Origin of the sequence: Sorangium sp. So ce406 (genome assembly GCF_051474675.1) — a bacterium.
Lineage (GTDB): Bacteria > Myxococcota_A > Polyangia > Polyangiales > Polyangiaceae > Sorangium > Sorangium cellulosum_G.
Genome location: NZ_CP150340.1, coordinates 5,821,031 through 5,840,997 on the forward strand (window position 1 = coordinate 5,821,031; position 19,967 = coordinate 5,840,997).

General features: G+C 69.3%; 10 protein-coding genes. 2 read left to right on the forward strand and 8 right to left on the reverse strand.

All coding sequences use genetic code 11. The features are described 5' to 3' along the window. Window positions 1–96 precede the first annotated feature (96 nt). The 6 genes from WME96_RS21425 to WME96_RS21450 form a co-directional block, all read right to left on the reverse strand. A complete protein-coding gene (locus tag WME96_RS21425; protein WP_437291949.1) occupies window positions 97–2,046 on the reverse strand; it encodes a protein kinase domain-containing protein in 1,950 nt (649 codons plus the stop codon). A gap of 81 nt (window positions 2,047–2,127) precedes the next feature. After that, complete coding sequence (locus WME96_RS21430) at window positions 2,128–7,488, reverse strand: trifunctional serine/threonine-protein kinase/ATP-binding protein/sensor histidine kinase (RefSeq protein WP_437291950.1); 5,361 nt, start codon at window positions 7,486–7,488, stop codon at window positions 2,128–2,130. Window positions 7,489–7,519: 31 nt separating this feature from the next. After that, entirely contained in the window at window positions 7,520–8,899 is a 1,380-nt protein-coding gene (locus WME96_RS21435; protein ID WP_437291951.1) for a hypothetical protein, read from the reverse strand. A gap of 4 nt (window positions 8,900–8,903) precedes the next feature. Then, window positions 8,904–9,953, reverse strand: coding sequence for a hypothetical protein (locus tag WME96_RS21440; protein ID WP_437291952.1), 1,050 nt, complete (start codon window positions 9,951–9,953; stop codon window positions 8,904–8,906). 34 nt (window positions 9,954–9,987) lie between these two features. Then, the gene (locus WME96_RS21445; protein ID WP_437291953.1) at window positions 9,988–10,263 is read right to left on the reverse strand and encodes a hypothetical protein; all 276 of its coding nucleotides are present in this window, start codon (window positions 10,261–10,263) and stop codon (window positions 9,988–9,990) included. A 364-nt stretch (window positions 10,264–10,627) separates the two neighbouring features. Next, the gene (locus tag WME96_RS21450) at window positions 10,628–12,499 is read right to left on the reverse strand and encodes a sigma 54-interacting transcriptional regulator (protein WP_437291954.1); all 1,872 of its coding nucleotides are present in this window, start codon (window positions 12,497–12,499) and stop codon (window positions 10,628–10,630) included. 122 nt (window positions 12,500–12,621) lie between these two features. Between WME96_RS21450 and WME96_RS21455 the strand changes: the two genes are divergently transcribed. Both WME96_RS21455 and WME96_RS21460 read left to right on the forward strand, forming a co-directional pair. Continuing rightward, window positions 12,622–14,604 (forward strand): protein kinase domain-containing protein, encoded by a 1,983-nt coding sequence (locus tag WME96_RS21455; RefSeq protein WP_437291955.1) that lies wholly within the window; start codon window positions 12,622–12,624, stop codon window positions 14,602–14,604. A gap of 191 nt (window positions 14,605–14,795) precedes the next feature. Beyond that, window positions 14,796–18,443 (forward strand): hydantoinase B/oxoprolinase family protein, encoded by a 3,648-nt coding sequence (locus WME96_RS21460; RefSeq protein WP_437291956.1) that lies wholly within the window; start codon window positions 14,796–14,798, stop codon window positions 18,441–18,443. Between the two features lie 24 nt (window positions 18,444–18,467). Here the strand turns inward: WME96_RS21460 and WME96_RS21465 are convergent, their stop codons facing one another. Together WME96_RS21465 and WME96_RS21470 are read right to left on the reverse strand one after the other, a co-directional pair. After that, window positions 18,468–19,694, reverse strand: a complete 1,227-nt coding sequence (locus tag WME96_RS21465) for a cytochrome P450 (protein WP_437291957.1) — start codon at window positions 19,692–19,694, stop codon at window positions 18,468–18,470. Window positions 19,695–19,751: 57 nt separating this feature from the next. Further along, the gene (locus WME96_RS21470) at window positions 19,752–19,946 is read right to left on the reverse strand and encodes a ferredoxin (RefSeq protein ID WP_061610132.1); all 195 of its coding nucleotides are present in this window, start codon (window positions 19,944–19,946) and stop codon (window positions 19,752–19,754) included. Window positions 19,947–19,967 lie beyond the last annotated feature (21 nt).

The following is a 19,967-nucleotide window of genomic DNA, read 5'->3' on the forward strand; positions in this document are numbered from 1 at the left end:
TTTACGCCGCCGTGATTGCGCCATGCGTCGAATGCGCACGACCGCGTGGCACGTCGTTCAGGGGCGAAGTTGCGGTGCCGGACCGCGACACCGGACCTATGCCGGCGGGGACTCCGGGGTCATCTCGACCGTCGGCTCGTCGCCGAGCAGAGGTCGCGCCGACTCGCGCGCCCCCAGCGTGTAGACCGCGGTCGTCTCCGCCCTCGGCCAGATGCTTCGCGCGCCGGCGCCGTCGAACGTGAACTCCCCACGCGCAGCCCGGCAGACCGCCTCATCCACGAGGATCTCTCCGGGCAGCGCCGCACGGGCGAGGTGCGAGGCGGCGTTCACGGCCTCACCAAGCACTGTGTACCCGAGCCGGGCGCATGCGTGCGAGCCGATCTCCGCGGCGAGGACGCTGCCCGTCGAGATACCGGTGCACACCCCTTGAGCGTAGGGCGAGTCCTTGCCCGTACGCCGAGCGATCGTCGCGAGCTGCTCACGCACGGCCGTGCAGGCCCTGAGCGCCCGCTCGAGGTGCTCCGGCCCGTGGAACACCGCCATCACGGCGTCACCAACGAACTTGTCGACGACGCCGCCTTGCGCCAGGAGCTCCGGGACGATCACCTCGAAATTGGCGTTGAGCAGCCGCGTCGCCTCCGCCGGCGGCTTCTCCTGCGTGACGCGGGTGAACCGGAATACATCGATGAACGCGACGGTCGCCTCCAGCGCCTCGCTCGCGGCCGCGCCCGCAGGTCCGAGCGTCCGGAGCCGCTCGACGAGGGTCGCGTTCGTGAACTTCCGCAGCACGTCGTTCTCCTCGTTCGCCCGGGCCTTCTGCCGCTGCTGCTCCACGGAGCGCAGGGTCTTCTCGAACGTCATCTCCAGGTCATCGAAGTCGATCGGCTTGCAGAGGAAATCGAACGCGCCCCGGTTCATGGCCCGACGGATGTTGGCCATGTCGCCGTACGCGGACACGATCACCGTCCTCGCGAGCGGATTCACCTCAGGGATGTGCTCGAGCAGGGTGAGCCCGTCCATGACGGGCATGTTGATGTCCGCGACGACGACATCGACGTCCGGGTGTCGCCGGAGCGCGTCGAGCGCGAGCTCCCCGTTGTCGGCAAAGATGAGCTGGTATGCTGCGCCTCTCTTGTGTCGCCGGAAGTGCAGCTCCAGCAGGAGCTGGACGTCGGGCTCGTCATCGACGACGAGGATCTTGGCGCGCCTCCTTCCCGCGTCGCACACCGCGGCGAACGCCGCGCAGAGCTCGCGGGACGACTGGAACCTCCGGGTCCGATCCTTCGCCAGGGCGCGCTCGAAGAAGCCGTCGAAGCCGGGGAGAAGGGCGGCGTCGAGCGATGACGGCGGCGGGAACGCGTCGGTGCAGATGCGGATGAGGAGCCGTACCTGGTCCTCCGAAGAGAACGGGAGGTGACCGGTGAGGGCGCGGTAAGCGATGACGCCGAGCGACCATAGATCGCCCAGGGGGTGGGGCACCGCGCCCCGGACCTGCTCCGGGCTCATGTACGGCGGTGTTGCGAAGCGCGATCCGGGCCAGTCCCGCCCCTCGAACAGCCTCCATCCCACGCCGAAATCGAGGATCTTCACCGTCTCGCCCGACGTGCCCCGCGCGAGGAAGACGTTCGCCGGCTTGAGATCGCAGTGGACGATGCCCTCCGCGCTCGCGGCCTCGAGGCCCGCGCTGATCTGCCGGATCATCGACAGCACGGACGCCGCCGGGAGCCGCCCCTCGCGATCCAGCCTGCTCTCGAGGTCCTCCCCTTCGAGCAACTCCATGACGATGTACGGCGATCCTCCGTCGATGCCGTAATCGTGGACCTGGACGATGTGCTCGTTCCGGAGGCGGGCGACCGTGGTCGCCTCCTGCTCGAAGCTGCGTCGCGCCGCATAGGAGACGGCGTTCTCGGGCATCATCAGCTTCACGGCCACCGGCCGGCGCAGCATCTGATCGAACGCCTCCCAGACGACGCCCATGCCGCCGCGGCCGATCTCGCGCTTCAGCGCGTACCTCCCGCCGATCGTGCGATCCTTGATGAAGAACATTGCCTACGTCCGCGCGCGCGTTGCGCCCACTCGCACCAAGCCGACGAAGCGCCTCGAGGGAAACCCGGAGCCCATTCTACGCTAACGAGGTCCGCGGGCCGCTTCGCCGTACGCGCTCACGCGCGGAAGCGAGATGCAGAAGGTGGTTGAACGTCGCTCCTCGCTCTCCACCGTCATCTGCCCGCGGTGGCCCTGCACGACGATATCGTAGGACAGCGACAGGCCGAGGCCGGTACCCTGTCCGGCGGGCTTCGTCGTGAAGAACGGCTCGAAGAGCTTGTCGCGGTGCTCGCGCGGCACGCCCGGCCCGTTGTCCTCTACGCAGATCTCCACGAGGTTCCCGCGGGAGCGCGTGCGCACGGTCACCCTGGGCACGTAGGAGCGCCCCTCGGCGATGCGCCTCTGGCGGACCGCGTAGAGGGCGTTGCTCAGCAGGTTCAGCACCACCTGCCCGATCTCCGGCGCGACGAGCTCTACCAGCCCGACCGCCTCGTCGTAATCGCGCTGGAGGTGGACCTCCGGCTCGTCGCCGAGGCCGCGTAGCCCGGGCAGCGAGAGCTTGACGTACTCCTCGATCAGCGCGTTCAGCTCCACCGGCTTCCGCTCGCCCGTACGGACACGCGAGAGCTCGAGCATCGAACGCACGATGCCGTCCGCCCGCTTGCCGTGCTCGAGGATCTTCTGCGTGCTCGTGCGCAGGTCGTTCAACGTCTCGCTCACCTCCGCGACGCGGAGCTCGGGATCGGCGGCGTCGTCGAGCAGCTCGTCGCACAGCTCGCTGGCGAGCTCGCTGAAGTTGTTGATGAAGTTGAGCGGGTTCTTGATCTCGTGCGCGATCCCGGCGGTGAGCTTCCCGAGGGCGGCCAGCTTCTCCTGGTGCACGAGCTGCGTCTGGGCGGCGCGGAGGTGCTTCAGCGTGTCTTCCAGGTCGAGGTTCTTCTGCCGGAGCTCGTCCGTCCGTTGTGCGACCTTCTGCTCCAGGTTGGTGTAGAGGCGCGCGTTCTCGATCGAGATCGCGACCTGCGACGACAGGAGGCGCAGCACCTCGATCCGCTCCGGCGTGAAGGCGCCGGTCGTCAGGTTGTTCTCGAGGTAGAGCAGGCCGAGCTGCCCCTGCCGGCCCAACGGGGTGCACAGGATCGACTTCGGTTGTTGCCGGAGGACGTACGGATCTCGGGTAAACAGGCCCTCTTGGGACGCGTCGTCGAGGACGACGTCCCGCATGGTGCGATGAACGTAGTGCACCACGGACAGCGCGAGATCCGGGCAGCGCTCGACCGGCATCGACTGCAGCACGACGACCTCGGCCTGGTCCGTCGCGCCCGCGGCCTCGACGACGAGCCGCTCGCCGTCGATCAGGATGAGGAACCCGCGCTGCGCGCCGGCGTTCTCGACGACGATCTGCATGACCTGCCGCAGCAGCTCGCTCAGGACGAGCGCGCCCGACAGGATCTGGGAGGCCTTGAACACGGAGGTGAGGTCCAGGCGCATCGAATGCGGGATCTCGATCTGCTCGGAAGGATGCTTCTCCGCGCTCCTGCCGGCGGGCCGCGCCAGCAGGTCGCCGTGTTGCTGGTCGAGGTGCGCGACCTTCGTCGTCGCCCCCCAGGAGAGATACAGGTAGCGAGCCTCCTCCAGGTAACCCTGGGCGACGCGGTTCTGCCCGCGCGCGCGGTAGAAGCGGGCCGCGCGCTCGTTCGCCAGCGCCGCGTGCTGAACGAAGCCGTGCTCCTGCGCTTGCGCGATCGCCTGATCATAGAGCTTCGATGCGCGGGCCGCGTCGCCCTCGAGGCGGGCCGCCTCCGCCTCGACCAGCGCATGCTTGAACGACGCTGTCTGAGGGCTATGGACGGCCCACCGCTTGAGCGTGCTCCGCGCGCGCTTCAGGACCTCGAGGTGGCTCTTCCGCTTGCTCCTGGGGGCGGTGGGGTAGGCTGCGGCGACGGCGAGCGCGTGGAAGAACGCGTGATACGCGGCGGCATAGAGGCTCGGCCCGATGTAGTGCGGGTGCTCCCTCAGGAGCGTCTCGGCCATCGCGACCGCCAGATCGTAGCGATCGAGCAGGTAGGCGGCCTGCAGGTGCAGCGCGTAGAACGTGTCCGGCCCCTGGACTCTCCCCGTCAGATCGCACACGAACTCGGCATCGCTCACGGCAGACGGCTCGGCCTCCCGGAGGAGGGAGGACCAGCGCTGCACCGCCTTGGCGTTCTGGATCGTCCCCGGGGCTCCGATGCGCACCCCGAAGTCGAGGAGGCGCCGCGCCTCCAGCGCGATCTCGGGCAAGGGCGTGCCGAGGAGAGACATCATCGTGAGCCGCACGTTCGCGCAGAAGCCCGCCTGGATGATGTCGCCCGCCTCCAGGCCGCATTTCACGCCCTGCTCCAGATGGTCGATACTCGCCCGCGCGCGCGTCGTGAAATGGGACAGGAAGCACGCGATGATGAACAGCGTCTTGCTCGTCACCGCGGGGTCGTCGAAGCGCCGGGTCAGATCCAGGGCGAGCTTCCCGAACGCAGCGCCGGCGCGTGGCCGGCGGAACATCGAGCTCTGGATGACGCCGTAGAACGCGTACCCGAACGAGGACGTCGACGTATTGCCGTAGAGCAGCGAGAGGTGGACGGTCTTGAGCATCAAGAGGGCCACCAGCTTCTCGCGCTTCTGCAGGTACACCGGAAACCAGAGATTGGTGAGCAGCCGCATCGCCGCCCGGGTCTCCGGGTTCATGCGATCCGGCAGCGCCGCGAGGCTCTCGACGCTCTTGCCGGCGAGACCCCACTGCACCTTCGCGAGCTCCAGCCCCACCTGGGCCGCGCTCGGCTCGGCCGGCAGCTCGAAGCCGAGCAGCCGGAGCGCGGTGAGCCCGGCGTCGATCGCCTTGTCCTGCTCGCCCAGGTGCAGGAGGAGCGTCATGTGGGTCGTGTGGAGGGTGACCCGATCCATGCGCGTCCGGGCGCGCTCCTTGAGGGTGTCGAAGCGCCGTCCTGCTTCCGTGAGGCGCGCGGTCAAGTACTCGCACTCGGCCCGCTGGAGCTGGAGCGCGAACATCCGATCGTAATCGGTGGTCCAGGCGTCCTCGTCGAGCAGCGCTGTCCCCGCGATCAGGAAGCGCAGGGCCGCCTCGTACGCGCTCGACGCCTTCGCCCTGCGCCCGGCCGACAGGTTCAGCGACGCGAGCTCGCGCCGTTCCTCGGCGTCGACCACGTGCGCCGCGCCCGCGTTGAGGTGGCTGACCATCTCGAACAGGCTCTCCTCCCTGCGCTCGGCGCCGTAGCGTCGGAGCATGAGCCGCCCAACGCGGGCGTGGATCTCCTCGCGCCTCCTCGCGTCCAGCAGGGAGTAGGCAGCCTGCCGCACCCGGTCGTGGACGAAGGCGTAGGGCACCCGCACGTCCTCCAGCGCGGCGGCGTCCTCCGGTCCGGCGTCCTGGAGCAGGAGATAGGCGCTGCCCTCCGGCATGATGAGCCCCTCGTCCACCGCCTCCCAGAGCAGGGCCGCGGCCTCCCCGGGCGTCTTGTCGCCGGCCAGGGCGACCAGGTTGAGATCGAAGCGGTCGCCGAGGCACGCCGCGAGCTTCACCATCTCCTCGGTCTCGGGCCGCAGCTTCTGGATCTTGCGGATCATGAGGTTGACGACGTTGTCCGCGACGGGCGCGGCCCGGATGTCCTCGATCCGCCACGTCCACGGGTCCTCGTCCGGCCGATCGACGGAGGCCTCGGGGTTGAAGACCAGCAGTCCGGCGTCGTGCAGCTCCTTCAGCAGCTCGCGCACGAAGAACGGGTTGCCCTCCGTCTTGCCGTGGAGAAGATCCGCGAGCGGGGCGACGCGCGCCTCCGGGCGGGCAAGGGTGTCGGACAGGAGCCCGGTCAGCTCGGCGGGCGAGAGCGGCCGGAGCGACAGGCGGGTGAGCGGCTTTCCGGCCTTCTCGAGCTTCTCCAGGAGCAGCGACAGGGCGTGATCTGCCTCGACCTCGTTGTCGCGGTAGGCGCCGATGAGCAAGATGTACTGGTTGTGCCGCTCCAGCATCATATCCTGGAGCAAGCTCAGCGAGGCCGAGTCCGCCCACTGGAGGTCGTCCAGGAAGACGGCGAGCGGATGCTCCTTCTGCGCGAAGACCCCGATGAACTGATGGAAGGCGAGCCTCAGTCGGTTCTGCGACTCCGCGGGCCCGAGCGCCGGCACCGGGGATTGAGGGCCCATGATGACCCCCACCTCCGGGATCAGGTCGATGATGACCTGGCCGACCCCCCCCAGCGCCTCGCGGAGCTGCTCTCTCCACCGGGCGACCCGCGCCTCGTCCTCGGTCAGGACCTGGCGAGCGAGGCTCTGGAACGCCTGGAGGAGCGACGAGTACGGCAGCTCGCGCTCGAGCTGATCGAACTTGCCGGAGATGAAGTAGCCGCGCCGCTCGACGACGGGCTTCTGGATCTCATGGACCAGCGTCGACTTGCCGATCCCCGCATACCCCTCCACGACGACCATCTCCGAGCTGCCCTCGCTGGCGCGCTCGAAGGCGGCGAGCAGGGCTTCCCGCTCCGCCCCGCGCCCGTAGAGCTTCTGGGGGGGCTGGAGCGTCGACGCCGTGTCGTCGCGCCCGAGCTCGAACGGCGCGACACCGCCCCCGCTCCTCCACTGCTCGAGGCAGCGCTCCAGATCCCGACGCAGCCCGCGCCCGGTCTGGTAACGCTCCTCCGCGGTCTTGGCGAGGAGCTTCATCACCATCCGGGACAGCCCCTCGGGCGCCGTGGCGCTCACCGTGTGCGGAGGGGCGGGCCTCCTCGCGATATGGGAGTGGACGAGCTCCATCGGATCCGTCGAAGCGAAGGGGAGCCGCCCGACGAGCCGCTCGTAGAGGCAGATGCCCAGCGAATAGAAGTCCGAGCGATGATCGATCGCGCGGTTCATCCGTCCCGTCTGCTCCGGCGACATGTACGCGAGCAGCCCCTCGACCGAAGCTGGACTGAACTCGGCCTGGCTCTGGCGCAACGGCTGCGAGGCGACCCCGAAGTTGGTCAGCTTGGCAGCGCCGGTGCGCGGCTCGAAGTAGATGCTGCCTGCATGGATATCCTTGTGGACGATCCTCTGCTTGTGGAGCTCGCCGAGGGTGTCCGCGATCTGGATCGCCAGGCGCAGCAGCGCGTCGATGTCGATCGCGCCGTGGGCGAACGCGGAGAGCGGCAGGCCTCCGAAGTCCTCCTGCACCAGCACCAGGCGGCCCTGGTAGCTCTCGAGCGCGTGGGGAGCGAGGATGCCCGGGAGGGAGAGGGCGCTGCACAGGCGATGCTCGTGCCGGAGCCGGGCGGTGTCCTCCACGGAGGGGTACTCTGCCGCTGCCATCTTGAGCAGGACAGGCGCTCGATCGCTCGCCCGCACGCCCCGGTAGGTGAGGAACCGGGGGCCTTCGTGGAGGATGCTCGTCGTCTGATAACCGGGAACGTTGCGCATGGTGCCTCGTTCGCGCTGTCGCCACGCGCCGCTACTGACGGAGCCTTCGCGTGAGCATGAACATGGAGTCCCCTTTGAATTCGACATCGACGTAGGCGCCTTCGTGCTTCCGCTTGATCGGCGCTTTGCGGTGACACTGCGCGCATCCTCCCCCGCTCGTTTGTTCGTACGTCTCCAATACCGTGTTCATGGCGAAGCTCGGGACGTACTGCTCCTTGCCCTCTTCGACTGAAACGGCGGCCTGCGCGGCGACCAGCTTGTAGTACTGCGCCGGTGACTGCGGCGCACTTTTGTGGAGGAGCGCCCGGACCTTGCAGTTGAAGGCAGCCGTCTCGCCCCGGATCGGGACCTTGCGGACGATCTGGGTTGCCCACCCATCCGGGCCTTGCTTTGGGTTCTTGCTCGCCGGATCATTCTCTGGGCAGACCTCCGGCTCGCACTCCTTGTCGTAGAAGAGCGGCTGCGCGAGCGGCTGCGGCGCCGGAGCAGCGCAGGTGGGCTCGTCCTTGTCGTCCACGTTGTCGATGTGCTCGAAGGTACTCCACACCCAGTCACCGAGGAAGGACACCTTGTACGCGATGTGCATGCCTACCAGCCCGAACAGGCGCGGCTTCGCGCCGCCGGACTGTGCCTTGACCGTCCGCCGGAAGAATCGTCCTGCCTGATCTTGCTCGTCTAGCTGCTTCCACGCAAGTTTGATGACCGTGGCGCCCCAGGTCCCGTTGTCCGCCTTGCCCCACCCGAACAGATTCGTCCCGATGGTCTTGCTCTGCCCCTCGGCCGTATAAAGCTCATTATCCATGATATTTTCATATGCAGTCCGGTTCATCATGATCTCGAACTGCACCGGCCGGCCGTGCTGATCCCAGATGCGCTGCTCGGGATTCTTCTCCGAGATCCGGAGAGAATACTCGAACGTCTGGTCGGAGATGGAGTGCCACTTCAGCGGCGCCCCTTTCGTGAAGACCTCGTCCGTCGTGTTCCACGTGTACCAGCGTGGCTCGCCGGGCCCCGCGAGGCTCGGAGCGAGGCGCAGGTTGTCCCCGTGCTGCTCGACCGGCCAGTTCAGCGCGATGAACGTCTGCCAGCCGAACGCGTCGAGCTGGCGAATCGCCTCGTCCGACTCGGGCTTCTCGAGGTTGTTCCTCAAGCTCGCGTTGATATCGAGAGGCAGGCATGGCGTGAGCTTGGTGGGCAGGATCGTGCCCGCCATCAATGCATCGACGAAATGCATCGGATTGTCATCGTGCGGGCAATACAGGTAGGCCGTTTCCTCGGGTACCAGGGCGCCAGCGGACGTCGCGTCAGGGTACAAAATCACCTTGATACACGAGGCAGTCCCGCACGACACGATGACCCCGAGCAGGAGAGAGAGGTTCGTAACGTTCAGTTTTTGATTTCTGTTTTGCATGGCTTCAAAGGAGTGAGAAGTGGATCATAAAGCCCAGGTACGCCTTGGCCTGGAGCGGTTCCGGAGGTCGATGAACGATCTTCATGTCGATCCAGCGGCTGAGGCGCGCCGGCCGGGCGTACCCGGGGATCGCCTCGTCTGTCGTCCCGGGCCATGAGATCAGCGCATCGCGTTTCTCCGGCGTGCACAGGCCCTGATCGACGCAACGGTCGATCAAGGCGCGTCGGTCGGGATCGCGGCCGCGCCTCGACGCGAACTCGAGCCCGAGGCTCGGCAGCAATCCTGCCCCGATCGTCAGGTCCAACCGGAACGCGTCGGGCCCCGCGCCGAACGTGGCGAGCATCGAGAACGCCTCGGCGAGGGAGCCGGGCCAGCGGATCGCCCGCAGGTAGCCGAGCACCTGCTCCCGCTCGAGCGCGACGAAGAGCTTCAGCACCGCAGGCTGGCGCGTCACCATGAAGCCCACGTGAACGATCCTCCCGCCCGCCGGGAGCGCCTCGAAGCAGCGATGGAGGGCCGCGCGCGCCTGGGGCGCGATGGGCTCGCTCAGCAGCGCCGAGAGCGCCGCCTGCAGCGACGGCGCGCAGTCGTCGAGACCGTGGCCAATCGCGTCTGGCGAGGCTCCCCCTCTCGCCAGCGAAGGATCCACGCACAGGAGCACCGAGGGCATGAGCCGATCCCGGTTGAGCTCGCCGCTGTCGAGCTCGAGCCACATCACGGGCACCCGGTCATGAAGGGGGGACGCCGGGTCTGCCCAGACGCGCGCGAGTTCCTGCACTCGACCCCAGATCGCGGCCTCGTCTCCGCAGAATCGCGACCCCGCAGGCGATGCGGCCTGGAGGATCGAGCGCCCCTCCGCCGCGGTGATGGAAGCGCCGAGATCGACCTCGGCTGCGTCGCGGCCGAGGCGGCACTCGAGGTACGTGCAGGAGACGGCCGGCGGGAGGCGCCGCGCCGCTCGAAGGACGCTCTCCCAGGCGGCCGGCGTCACGAGGGCAGCAGGCACGCGGGAGCGGATGCGGCCGAAGATCTGTTCGAGTGTCAGGTCCATCATAACGTACTGGAGCGCGAGCTCCCCCCGCGCCGCCTCACCAGGCGGCCTCGTAGTTGTCGACGAGCTTGTCGATGAGGTTCTTGTGCTCTTCGGGATCGAGACCCAGGTCCTTGAACATCTTCTTTATCGCATCTGTCTGCGCCTTCTTGCCCTTCCCCCTGTGACGACCTGCCGCGTCTACCGCGCACGCCTCATCTTCATTGAGCCCGCATTCATGCATCTTCTTCTGCGGATTCTTGTTGAACTCCTTCGTGAACGCCCGGTCATCGGCCTTGTCGAGAAACTTCAAGAACGCTTCGTGTGTGCTCATGTTGTCTCCTACGGTCCGAACAGCGAACGCTGCGGAACCCCTGTCTCCGGGCGTCGAGCCTGACGCAGGCTGTGCGCGCGCCGGAGGCGTGGTATCGTGTATTCTCGAAATCGCTCGTCTTGAATGTCGGGACGAGCGGCTCCGGAGCGACCCCGCCCCGGCGCCCCAACGGCGGCTGGCCGCGCGCCTGACGTGGAGCCGTCATTGCAGCAGGCATGCCATGACCGGTCATGCCGCCGAGGTGGCGAAGACCGCCGCGCTCCCTCGCGCCCCAGCGTAGTTGCCAGGGAACCCTCGCCAGTACGCAACGCGTTGCCGGCAACACCTTGCCGGCAAAACGTTGCCGGCGGGCTGTCAGCGCCCGCTATGTGCCAGGCTTCGTGACCCCCAGCACCTTCATCCGGTACGACAGGGTGCGCACCGGGATCCCGAGCCGCCTGGCGGCCTCGTTCCGGTTCCACCCCGCCGCCTCGAGGGTATCGCGGAGGATCTGTGCCTCGTATTGCTGCAACTTCCCCCGCACCGGCGCCCCCTCGACTCCGCGAGACCCTAGCGAGGGCAGCGTAGCGTCCGCCCCGATCTCCGGAGGCGAAGCGCGCCCGAGCTCCGACGCCCGTCCAGGATCGAAGGCTCGCTCCCCCTCGGCGCGGGCCGCCCGCACGCGCGCCGGCAAGTCCTCCGGCCCGACGAGCGCGCCCCGCGCCACCACCACCGCGCGCTCGATCGCATTGCGGAGCTCGCGCACGTTGCCGGGCCAGTTGTAGCCCTTCAACAGCTCGACTGCCTCGCTGGCGATGCCCTGCACGCTCCGCCCGTTGGCCTCGTTCGCCACACGCAGGAAGCGCCGCGCGAGCGGCTCGATCTCGTCCTTGCGCGCCCGGAGCGGCGGGATGTCGATCACCACGCCGCCAAGACGATAATAGAGATCCGCGCGGAACGCGCCCGACTCGCTCATCGCCTCCAGGTCGCGGTGCGTCGCTGCCACGATACGCACGTCGGTGTCGATCTCGCGCGGCGAGCCGACCCGGCTGAAGCTGCCTGTCTCCAGCACCCGCAACAAGGCTGCCTGTGCGGCCGGGGGCAGCTCGCCGATCTCGTCGAGAAACACTGTCCCCCCGTCGGCGTCCTCGAAGACGCCCTTCTGCTGCTGCAGCGCGCCCGTGAACGCGCCGCGCTCGTGCCCGAACAGCGTGCTCTCGACGAGATCCTTCGGGATGGCGCCGCAATTGACGCGCACCATGCGCTGCGCCCTGCGCGGGCCGCGATCGTGGATGAGGCGCGCCAGCACCTCCTTGCCCGTGCCCGTCTCGCCGCACAGGACGACCGGAATGCGCGAGGCGGCCACGCGCTCGATCGTCGCGAGCAGGTCGCGCATCGCGGCTCCCGCGACGAGCGCGCCGTCCCCCGTCCCCTCCACGGCCCAGGACGAGCTCGCGACGAGCTCGATCGGACGGGCGGGCGACGCCCGGCGCGCAGCGTCGCGCGCGCGCTCGACGAGCGCCTCCGCCGTGCTGCCGGCGTCCGGATGGACCGCGCCGCCGACGAGGAGGACCATGCCGCCCTGGGCCGGGGCCGCGATCGCGCGGGCGATGCGCCCGGCGTCGTCCGCCCCGGTCTCGGGCAGAAGCACCTGCGCCGCGTCAAGACCATAAAGCGCGATCCGATCCACCGGGCGCAGCCGCGCGCGCAGCACCTCGATCCAGGGACTTTCGTCCGTCCCCACCGATACCGAATGCACGGCTCGTACGAAGAGGAGTGTGAAGGGGCGGCGGAACTGCTCAGCTCGAGCAAGCTCCTCGTCGACGCGGCGCCGGAGCCTGTCCTCGCCCTCGATGCCGAGCGGCTCACCCGTCGTTCCGAGGGCCTGAATCCGCACGACAAGACCGCCGAGGAACACCACGTCCCCGACGTCGAGCTCGGCTTCCTTCACGCGGCGGCCCGCGACGCGCGTGCCGTTGCGCGATCCGAGGTCCTCGACCCGCACCCGCCCGCCGGCGAGCGAGAAGCGCGCGTGCTCGCGCGACAGCGTCGGATCCGCGATGCGCAGGCTCGCGGGCGCCGTGCGCCCGATGGTCAGGGGCGCGTCGGGCGTGAGCAGGGCGCTTTGCACGCCTCCCGTGTGCTGCACGAGCAGCGCGACGCTGCGCCCCGCGTCGGTGAGCAGCGGGGACGCGGGGCCGTCGGCGAGCGTCTGCGTATCACCGAGCTGATGCGGTCTGGGTTGCTGGTCGGACATGCTGACTCGAGTTCACCTTTACTAGAATCCAAGGCGCTCGACCACGACCTGCGACGCTCGGGGAGCGCGTGAGGGGCCGTGCGTCATTGACGGAGAAGGTCGCCATCCGGTAACATGCTACCATGGCTGTTCCGAAGCGCGTCATCGCCAACAGATACGAGCTTCACACGGCGATCGGCGAGGGCGCCATGGGCCACATCTGGAAGGCGCTTGACCGGCACCTGCGGCGGTCGGTGGCGCTGAAACTCATGGCCCCAGCGCACGCTACCTCCGAGAGGTCGCGCAGCCGCTTCGAGCTGGAGGCGATGGCGATCGCCAAGCTCTGCAATCAACACGTGGTCCAGATCCACGACTACGGGTTCGATGAAGACGCCCCCTACATCGTGATGGAGCTGCTCGATGGCGAGGACCTCGAGGGCCGGCTCAGGCGCGCCGGACACCTGCCGCTCTCTGCAGTCATCTCGATCGTGAACCAGGCGAGCCGGGGCCTCTCGGCCGCGCACGCGGTCGGCATCGTACACCGTGATCTCAAGCCGGCGAACCTCTTCCTCGCCCGTACCGACGCAGGAGAGGTGGTCAAGGTCCTCGATTTCGGCGTGGCGTCGATGCTCGGGGATGCCATCGCCTCGAGCGAGGTCCTCGTGGGAACTCCGCTCTACATGAGCCCGGAGCAGGTCCGCTGCTCGCAGATCGACCACCGCAGCGACCTCTGGTCGCTCGCCGTCGTCGCCTACCACGCGCTCACCGGCTCACCTCCCTTCGAGGCGCAAGAGCTGGTGTCCACGATCATGAATATCGCCATCGCTCCGTTCCCGCCGCCATCGAGCCTCGCGCCGGACCTCTCGCCGGAGGTCGACAGGTTCTTCGAGCGTGCCCTGGCGAAGAACCCGGCCCAGCGCTTCTCGTCTGCGCGCGAGATGGCCGCCGCATTCGCCGCGCTGTCAGGGCCGACGGACCGGGGCCCCGCGAAGATCCTCGTCATCGACGACGAGCCGGACGTGCCGCTGCTCGTCCGGAAGCGCTTCCGCCAGCAGATCCGCAAATCGGTTTACGATTTCATCTTCGCGACCGACGGTGAGGCCGCCATCGAGCAGCTCCGCAAGCACCCCGACGTGGATGTCGTCCTCTCCGACATCAGCATGCCCGGCATGGACGGGCTCACGTTCCTGTCACGCGTCGCCGAGATCAACCCGATGGTGCAGACGGTGATGGTCTCCGCATACGGGGACATGACGAACATCCGCACCGCCATGAACCGAGGCGCGTTCGATTTTCTGGTCAAGCCGATCGACTTCGAGGACCTCGAGGCGACGATTCAGAAGAGTATCCGGCGCGTGACCGAGCTGCGCAAGACAGCGCGTTCGACCGAGGAGAACGACGCGCTGCGGATGTTCGTGAGCCCGAGCCTGGTCGAGCGGATCCGCGGCGCCGCGCTGGACGGTGGACAGAGCCAGGAGTGGCAAGGGACAGTGGCGTTCATCGATCTCGCCGGTTTCCGCGCCGCCGCAGGCGAGGCGCCGGCCGACGGCGCGATCCGGGCGCTCAACGCGAATTTCGAGGTGATGGTCCCCGAGATCACCGCGCGGGGCGGCGTCGTCGACAAGTTCCTCGGTGACGCGCTGATGGCCGTCTTCCGTGGCGCGGGGCACCTCGTGCGCGCGCTCGAGGCGTGTATCGCCGTGCGCGACCAGCTCCGCGCCCTCGCCCTTCGCACCGGAGAGGGCTCGCCCTTCGCCTACGGCGTCACCATCGGGATAGACACGGGGCCGATGATCTCGGGCGAGATCGGCTCAAGGGCTTTCGGGCGACTCGATTACACGGTCCTCGGCGAGATCGTGGGAGCTGCGGCTCATCTGGAGTTGCTCGCGCGAAAGGATCAGATCCTCGTCACTGGCCGTGTTGCCGAGGACGCGCACGCGCAGTTCGAGCTCGAGGTCCAGGAGGACCAGCGCATCCCCCAGCACGGCGCGCCCGTCGCTGTCTTCGAGCTCGTGCGACGGAGGCCCCCCCAGGCGGCCGCTTCGGTCGCCTCGGGCCTGTACATGACGACGCTCGTCTACGAGGAGCAAGACGCCGACGGCCCTTTGCAGTCCACGTCAGCCTGAGGCGGCTCGCAGCCGTCGCGGCCTGTCGGCGCGCTGGGTGCTTGTTGCGCACAGGCGACCAGGCGCAAAGACGCTGGCGAGGTGCCCCGACGCTGCCTGTCCGGTCCGCGCGCCTGGTCACGACGCGCTGAACCCTGAACCATGGATACTTCCGGGGCCGCCTCGCTGTCCTCGATGTAAGGAGTGGACCCATGACCTCGACCTCACGCGCGTGGCAGTTCTGGATCGACCGCGGCGGCACGTTCACGGACGTCGTGGCCAGGCGGCCGGACGGTTCGCTCACCACCGCCAAGCTGCTGTCGGAGAACCCCGAGCAGTACGCGGATGCGGCGGTCGAGGGCATCCGCCGCCTGCTCGGCCTCGCGCCCGGCGAGGTCATCTCGCCCGCCCAGGTCGAGTGCGTGAAGATGGGGACCACGGTGGCCACCAACGCGCTGCTCGAGCGCAAGGGCGACCGCACGGCGCTGGTCACCACGCGCGGCTTCCGCGACGCCCTGCGCATCGGCTACCAGAACCGCCCGCGCCTGTTCGACCGCCACATCGTGCTGCACGACCTGCTCTACGAGCGCGTGATCGAGGCCCGCGAGCGCGTCGGCGCGCGCGGCGAGGTGGTCGAGCCGCTGGACGGCGCGGCGCTGCGCCGCGCGCTGGAGGAGGCGTTCCGGGACGGCATCCGCGCGTGCGCCGTCGTGTTCATGCACGGCTACCGGTACGCCGCGCACGAGCGGGAGGCGGCGGCCATCGCGCGCGCGGTCGGCTTCACCCAGGTCTCCGCCTCGCACGAGGTCAGCCCGCTGATGAAGCTCGTCTCGCGCGGCGACACCACCGTCGTCGACGCGTACCTCTCGCCGATCCTGCGCCGCTACGTCGAGCAGGTGGCCCGCCAGATGCCCGGCGTGCCGCTCTACTTCATGCAGTCGAGCGGCGGGCTCACGCGGGCCGACCGGTTCCAGGGCAAGGACGCGATCCTGAGCGGGCCGGCCGGCGGCATCGTCGGCATGGTGCGCACCGCGCTCGCGGGCGGGTTCGAGAGGGTGATCGGCTTCGACATGGGCGGCACCTCGACCGACGTGTCGCACTACGCCGGCGAGCTCGAGCGCGCCTTCGAGACGCAGGTGGCCGGCGTGCGCATGCGCGCGCCCATGATGAGCATCCACACCGTGGCGGCCGGGGGCGGCTCGCTCCTCACCTTCGACGGCGCGCGGCTGCGCGTCGGGCCGGAGTCGGCCGGCGCGAACCCGGGACCTGCGTGCTACCGCCGGGGCGGGGAGCTGGCGATCACCGACGCCAACGTGATGCTCGGCAAGATCCAGCCGGAGCTCTTCCCGCGCGTGTTCGGCCCCGGCGCGGACGAGCCGCTCGACCGCGAGGTCGTCGCGCGGCGCTTCCAGGCCCTGGCCGACGAGGTGCGCCGCGAGACGGGGCGCCCCATCACGCCGGAAGAGCTCGCCGAGGGCTTCCTGCAGATCGCGGTCGCCAACATGGCCAACGCGGTGAAGAAGATCTCGGTCGCGCGCGGCTACGACGTCACCCGGTACACGCTGCAGTGCTTCGGCGGCGCCGGCGGCCAGCACGCCTGCGCGGTGGCCGACGCGCTCGGGATGCGCCGCGTCCTCGTGCACCCGCTCGCCGGCGTCCTTTCCGCCTACGGCATGGGCCTGTCGGACCAGAACGCGATGCGCGAGGCCGCCGTGGAGCGGCGCCTCGACGAGGCCGGCCTGGCCGCGGCGGCCGAGGCGCTCGACCGGATCGGCGCCGAGGCCGAGGCCGAGATCGTCGGGCAAGGCTTCGCGCCCGGGCGCGTGCGGACGCTCCGGCGCGTGCACGTGCGCTACGACGGCACCGACACCGCGCTGGTCGTGCCGCACGGCAGCGCGGAGGCGATCCGCGCGGCGTTCGAGGCGGCCTACCGGGCGCGGTTCGCGTTCCTGATGCCCGAGAGGGCGCTGGTCCTGGAGAGCGTCTCCGTGGAGGCGATCGGGCCGGGCGAGGCCGCCGAGGAGCGCCCCGCGGGAGCGCGCCCGCATCGCCCCGAGGCCGACGCGCGGGCGCAGATGTTCTGCGAGGGGGCCTTCCGCGACGCGGCGCTGCACCGGCGCGAGCGCCTCGAGCGCGGCGCGGTGATCGACGGGCCGGCGATCGTCGCCGAGGCCAACGCCACGACCGTGATCGAGCCGGGCTGGCAGGCCGAGATCACCGCGCTCGACCACCTGGTGCTCACCCGGGTGGCGCCGCGCCCCGAGCGCCGCGCGGTGGGCACCGAGGTCGACCCGGTGATGCTGGAGGTCTTCAATAACCTGTTCATGAACATCGCCGAGCAGATGGGCCTGCGCCTGCAGAACACCGCCCACTCGGTGAACATCAAGGAGCGGCTCGACTTCTCCTGCGCGCTGTTCGACGCCGAGGGCAACCTGATCGCGAACGCGCCGCACATGCCGGTGCACCTCGGCTCGATGGGCGAGTCGATCCGGACCGTGATCGCGCGCAACCCGGGGATGAAGCCGGGCGACGTCCACGTGCTCAACGACCCGTACCACGGCGGCACCCACCTCCCCGACGTGACCGTGGTCACGCCGGTGTGGGACGAGGCGGGCGCCCGCGTGCTGTTCCACGTGGCCTCGCGCGGGCACCACGCCGACATCGGCGGCGTCACCCCGGGCTCGATGCCGCCGTTCTCGCGGACCATCGCGGAGGAGGGCGTGATGCTCGACAACGTGAAGCTGGTCGAGGGCGGGCGGCTGCGCGAGGCGGAGATCCTGGCGCTGCTCGGCGGCGGCCCGTACCCGGCGAGGAGCCCGCAGCAGAACCTGGCCGACCTGCGCGCGCAGATCGCGGCGAACGAGAAGGGCGCGCAGGAGCTGCGCGCGATGGTGGCCCAGTTCGGGCTCGCCATGGTGCAGGCCTACATGAAGCACGTGCAGGACAACGCCGAGGAGAGCGTGCGCCTCGCGATCGCCCGGCTCGACCCGGCGCTCGTGCGCGGCGGCCGGTTCGCGGTGCCGCTCGACAACGGGTCGAGGATCGAGGTGGCCGTCCGGATCGACCGCGAGGCGCGCTCTGCGGTGGTGGACTTCACCGGCACGTCCGCGCAGATGGACAACAACTTCAACGCGCCGCGGGCGGTGACCATGGCCGCGGTGCTCTACGTGTTCCGCACGCTGGTGGACGACGACATCCCGCTCAACGCGGGGTGCCTGAAGCCGATCGAGGTCATCGTCCCCGAGGGATCGATGCTCAACCCGCGCCCGCCGGCCGCGGTGGTGGCGGGCAACGTGGAGGTGTCGACCTGCGTGACCAACGCGCTGTACGGGGCGCTCGGCGTGCTGGCGAGCAGCCAGCCGACCATGAACAACTTCACGTTCGGCAACGACAGGCTCCAGTACTACGAGACGATCTCGGGCGGGTCGGGCGGAGGCATCGAGATCGGCGCGGGCGGCGCGCGCGGCTTTCCGGGCACGAGCGTGGTGCAGACGCACATGACGAACTCGCGCCTGACCGACCCGGAGGTGCTGGAGCACCGCTTCCCCGTCCGGCTGGAGCGCTACGAGATCCGCGCGGGCTCGGGCGGGGCCGGGCGCTTCCCGGGCGGGAACGGCGGCACGCGCGCGGTGCGCTTCCTGGAGCCGATGACGGCGTCGATCCTGTCGAACGGGCGCTCGACGGCCGCGTTCGGCCTGGCCGGCGGGGGCGCCGGGGCGCCGGGGCGCAACGAGGTCGAGCGCGCGGATGGATCGATCGAGGTGCTGTCGCACATCGGATCGGTCGAGATGGGCAGAGGCGATGTGTTCGTGATCGAGACGCCCGGGGGCGGCGGGTATGGAGCGCCTGTGCCTGACTGACAGGACTGCTGGCGGGCGGAGCTGTCAGGCGCCGAGGCGGACCTTGAACGAATCCATCTTGCGGATCGCCGGGTGCGGGCCGAATGTCGGCGGCGACTCGAGCTTCATGTCGGGGAACCTGCGGAGGAGCGAGCTCACCGCGACCTGCGCCTCCAGGCGCGCCAGGTTCGCGCCGATACAGTAGTGGGCGCCGCCGCCGAACGCGACGCTCCCGACCGCGTCGCGCCGCGGATCGAACTGATCCGGGTTCGCGTAGGCGGCCCCGTCGCGCAGCGCCGCCGCGAAGAAGAGGACGACCATCTCCCCCTTCGCGATGCGCGTGCCGCCGATCTCGACGTCCTCGGTCGCGTAGCGGAACGTGCCGAGCTTGCCGAAGTTGTCGAAGCGGAGCACCTCGTCGACGACCCCCTTCATGAGCTCGGGGTCCCGCTGGACCTCGGCCAGCACCTCGGGGCGCTTCAGCAGGTTCAGCACCATGAACGCGATGAGGTGCACCGTGGTCTCGGAGCCCCCCACGAGCAGCGCCGAGACAAGCGACACGAGCTCCGGCTTGCTCAGGCGGTCGCCCTGCTCCTCGGCCTGGATGAGGGCCGTCAACATGTCGCCCTCGATCGGGCTCTTGCGGCGGTCCTCGATCACGTCGCCCAGCATCGCCATCCCCTCGCGGATGCCGACGACCATGCGCTCGAGCTCCTCGGGCGACAGGAGCATCATGAAGAGCTGCTTCACCGCCGAGTCCGCGAAGCGGTGGAACGCCGCGTCGTGCTGCGGCGGGATATGTAGCATCTCGCTGATCACGCGGACCGGGATGTGCTCGGAGAAGTCGTGGACCACGTCGATGACGCCCTTGCCCGCGATGGCGTCGAGCCGCTCGTCGACGATGGCCTGGACCCGGGGGCGCAGGCGCTCGACGGCGCGCGGCGTGAGCGCCGGGCTCACGAGCCTGCGCACCCGGGCGTGATCCCTGTCCGGCAGCGAGAAGAGCCCGTGCCGGTTCATCTCCTCGACCTCGGGGACGGTGATCTTGGCGAATTCGGGCGCGTGCGCCCACGCCGCGCGATCGGCCGTGAAGCGGCTGTCGCGCAGGATGGCCTGGATCTCGTTGTGTCGGCTGGCGATCCAGCCGTGGCCCTCGGGCCAGTAGCGGATGGGCGCCTCGCGCAGCCGGGCGTAAACGGGGTATGGATCCTCCGTGTACCCGGGCGCGAACGGATTGAACTCCACCGTGGGACGTGAACTCTCCTGGATCATGTGAGCACCTCTCCTTGCCTTCGGTCCTGCGTTCGGTCGACCCTTCTCCTCCCCGCTTCAGCGCTCGACGAGCGACAGCGCGCCGCGCGGGCAATCGCGCACCGCCCTCTCCACCTTGTCGCGGAGCTCGGGCGTCACGTCCGTGACGAGCAGGTGCAGGCGGTCGTCGTCGTCGACGCGAAACGCCTCGGGCGCCGCACGCACGCAGACGCCGTTGGCTTCACAGCGCTCTTCATCCACCACGATCTTCATGCGTCCCTCCCTCGTCTCTGC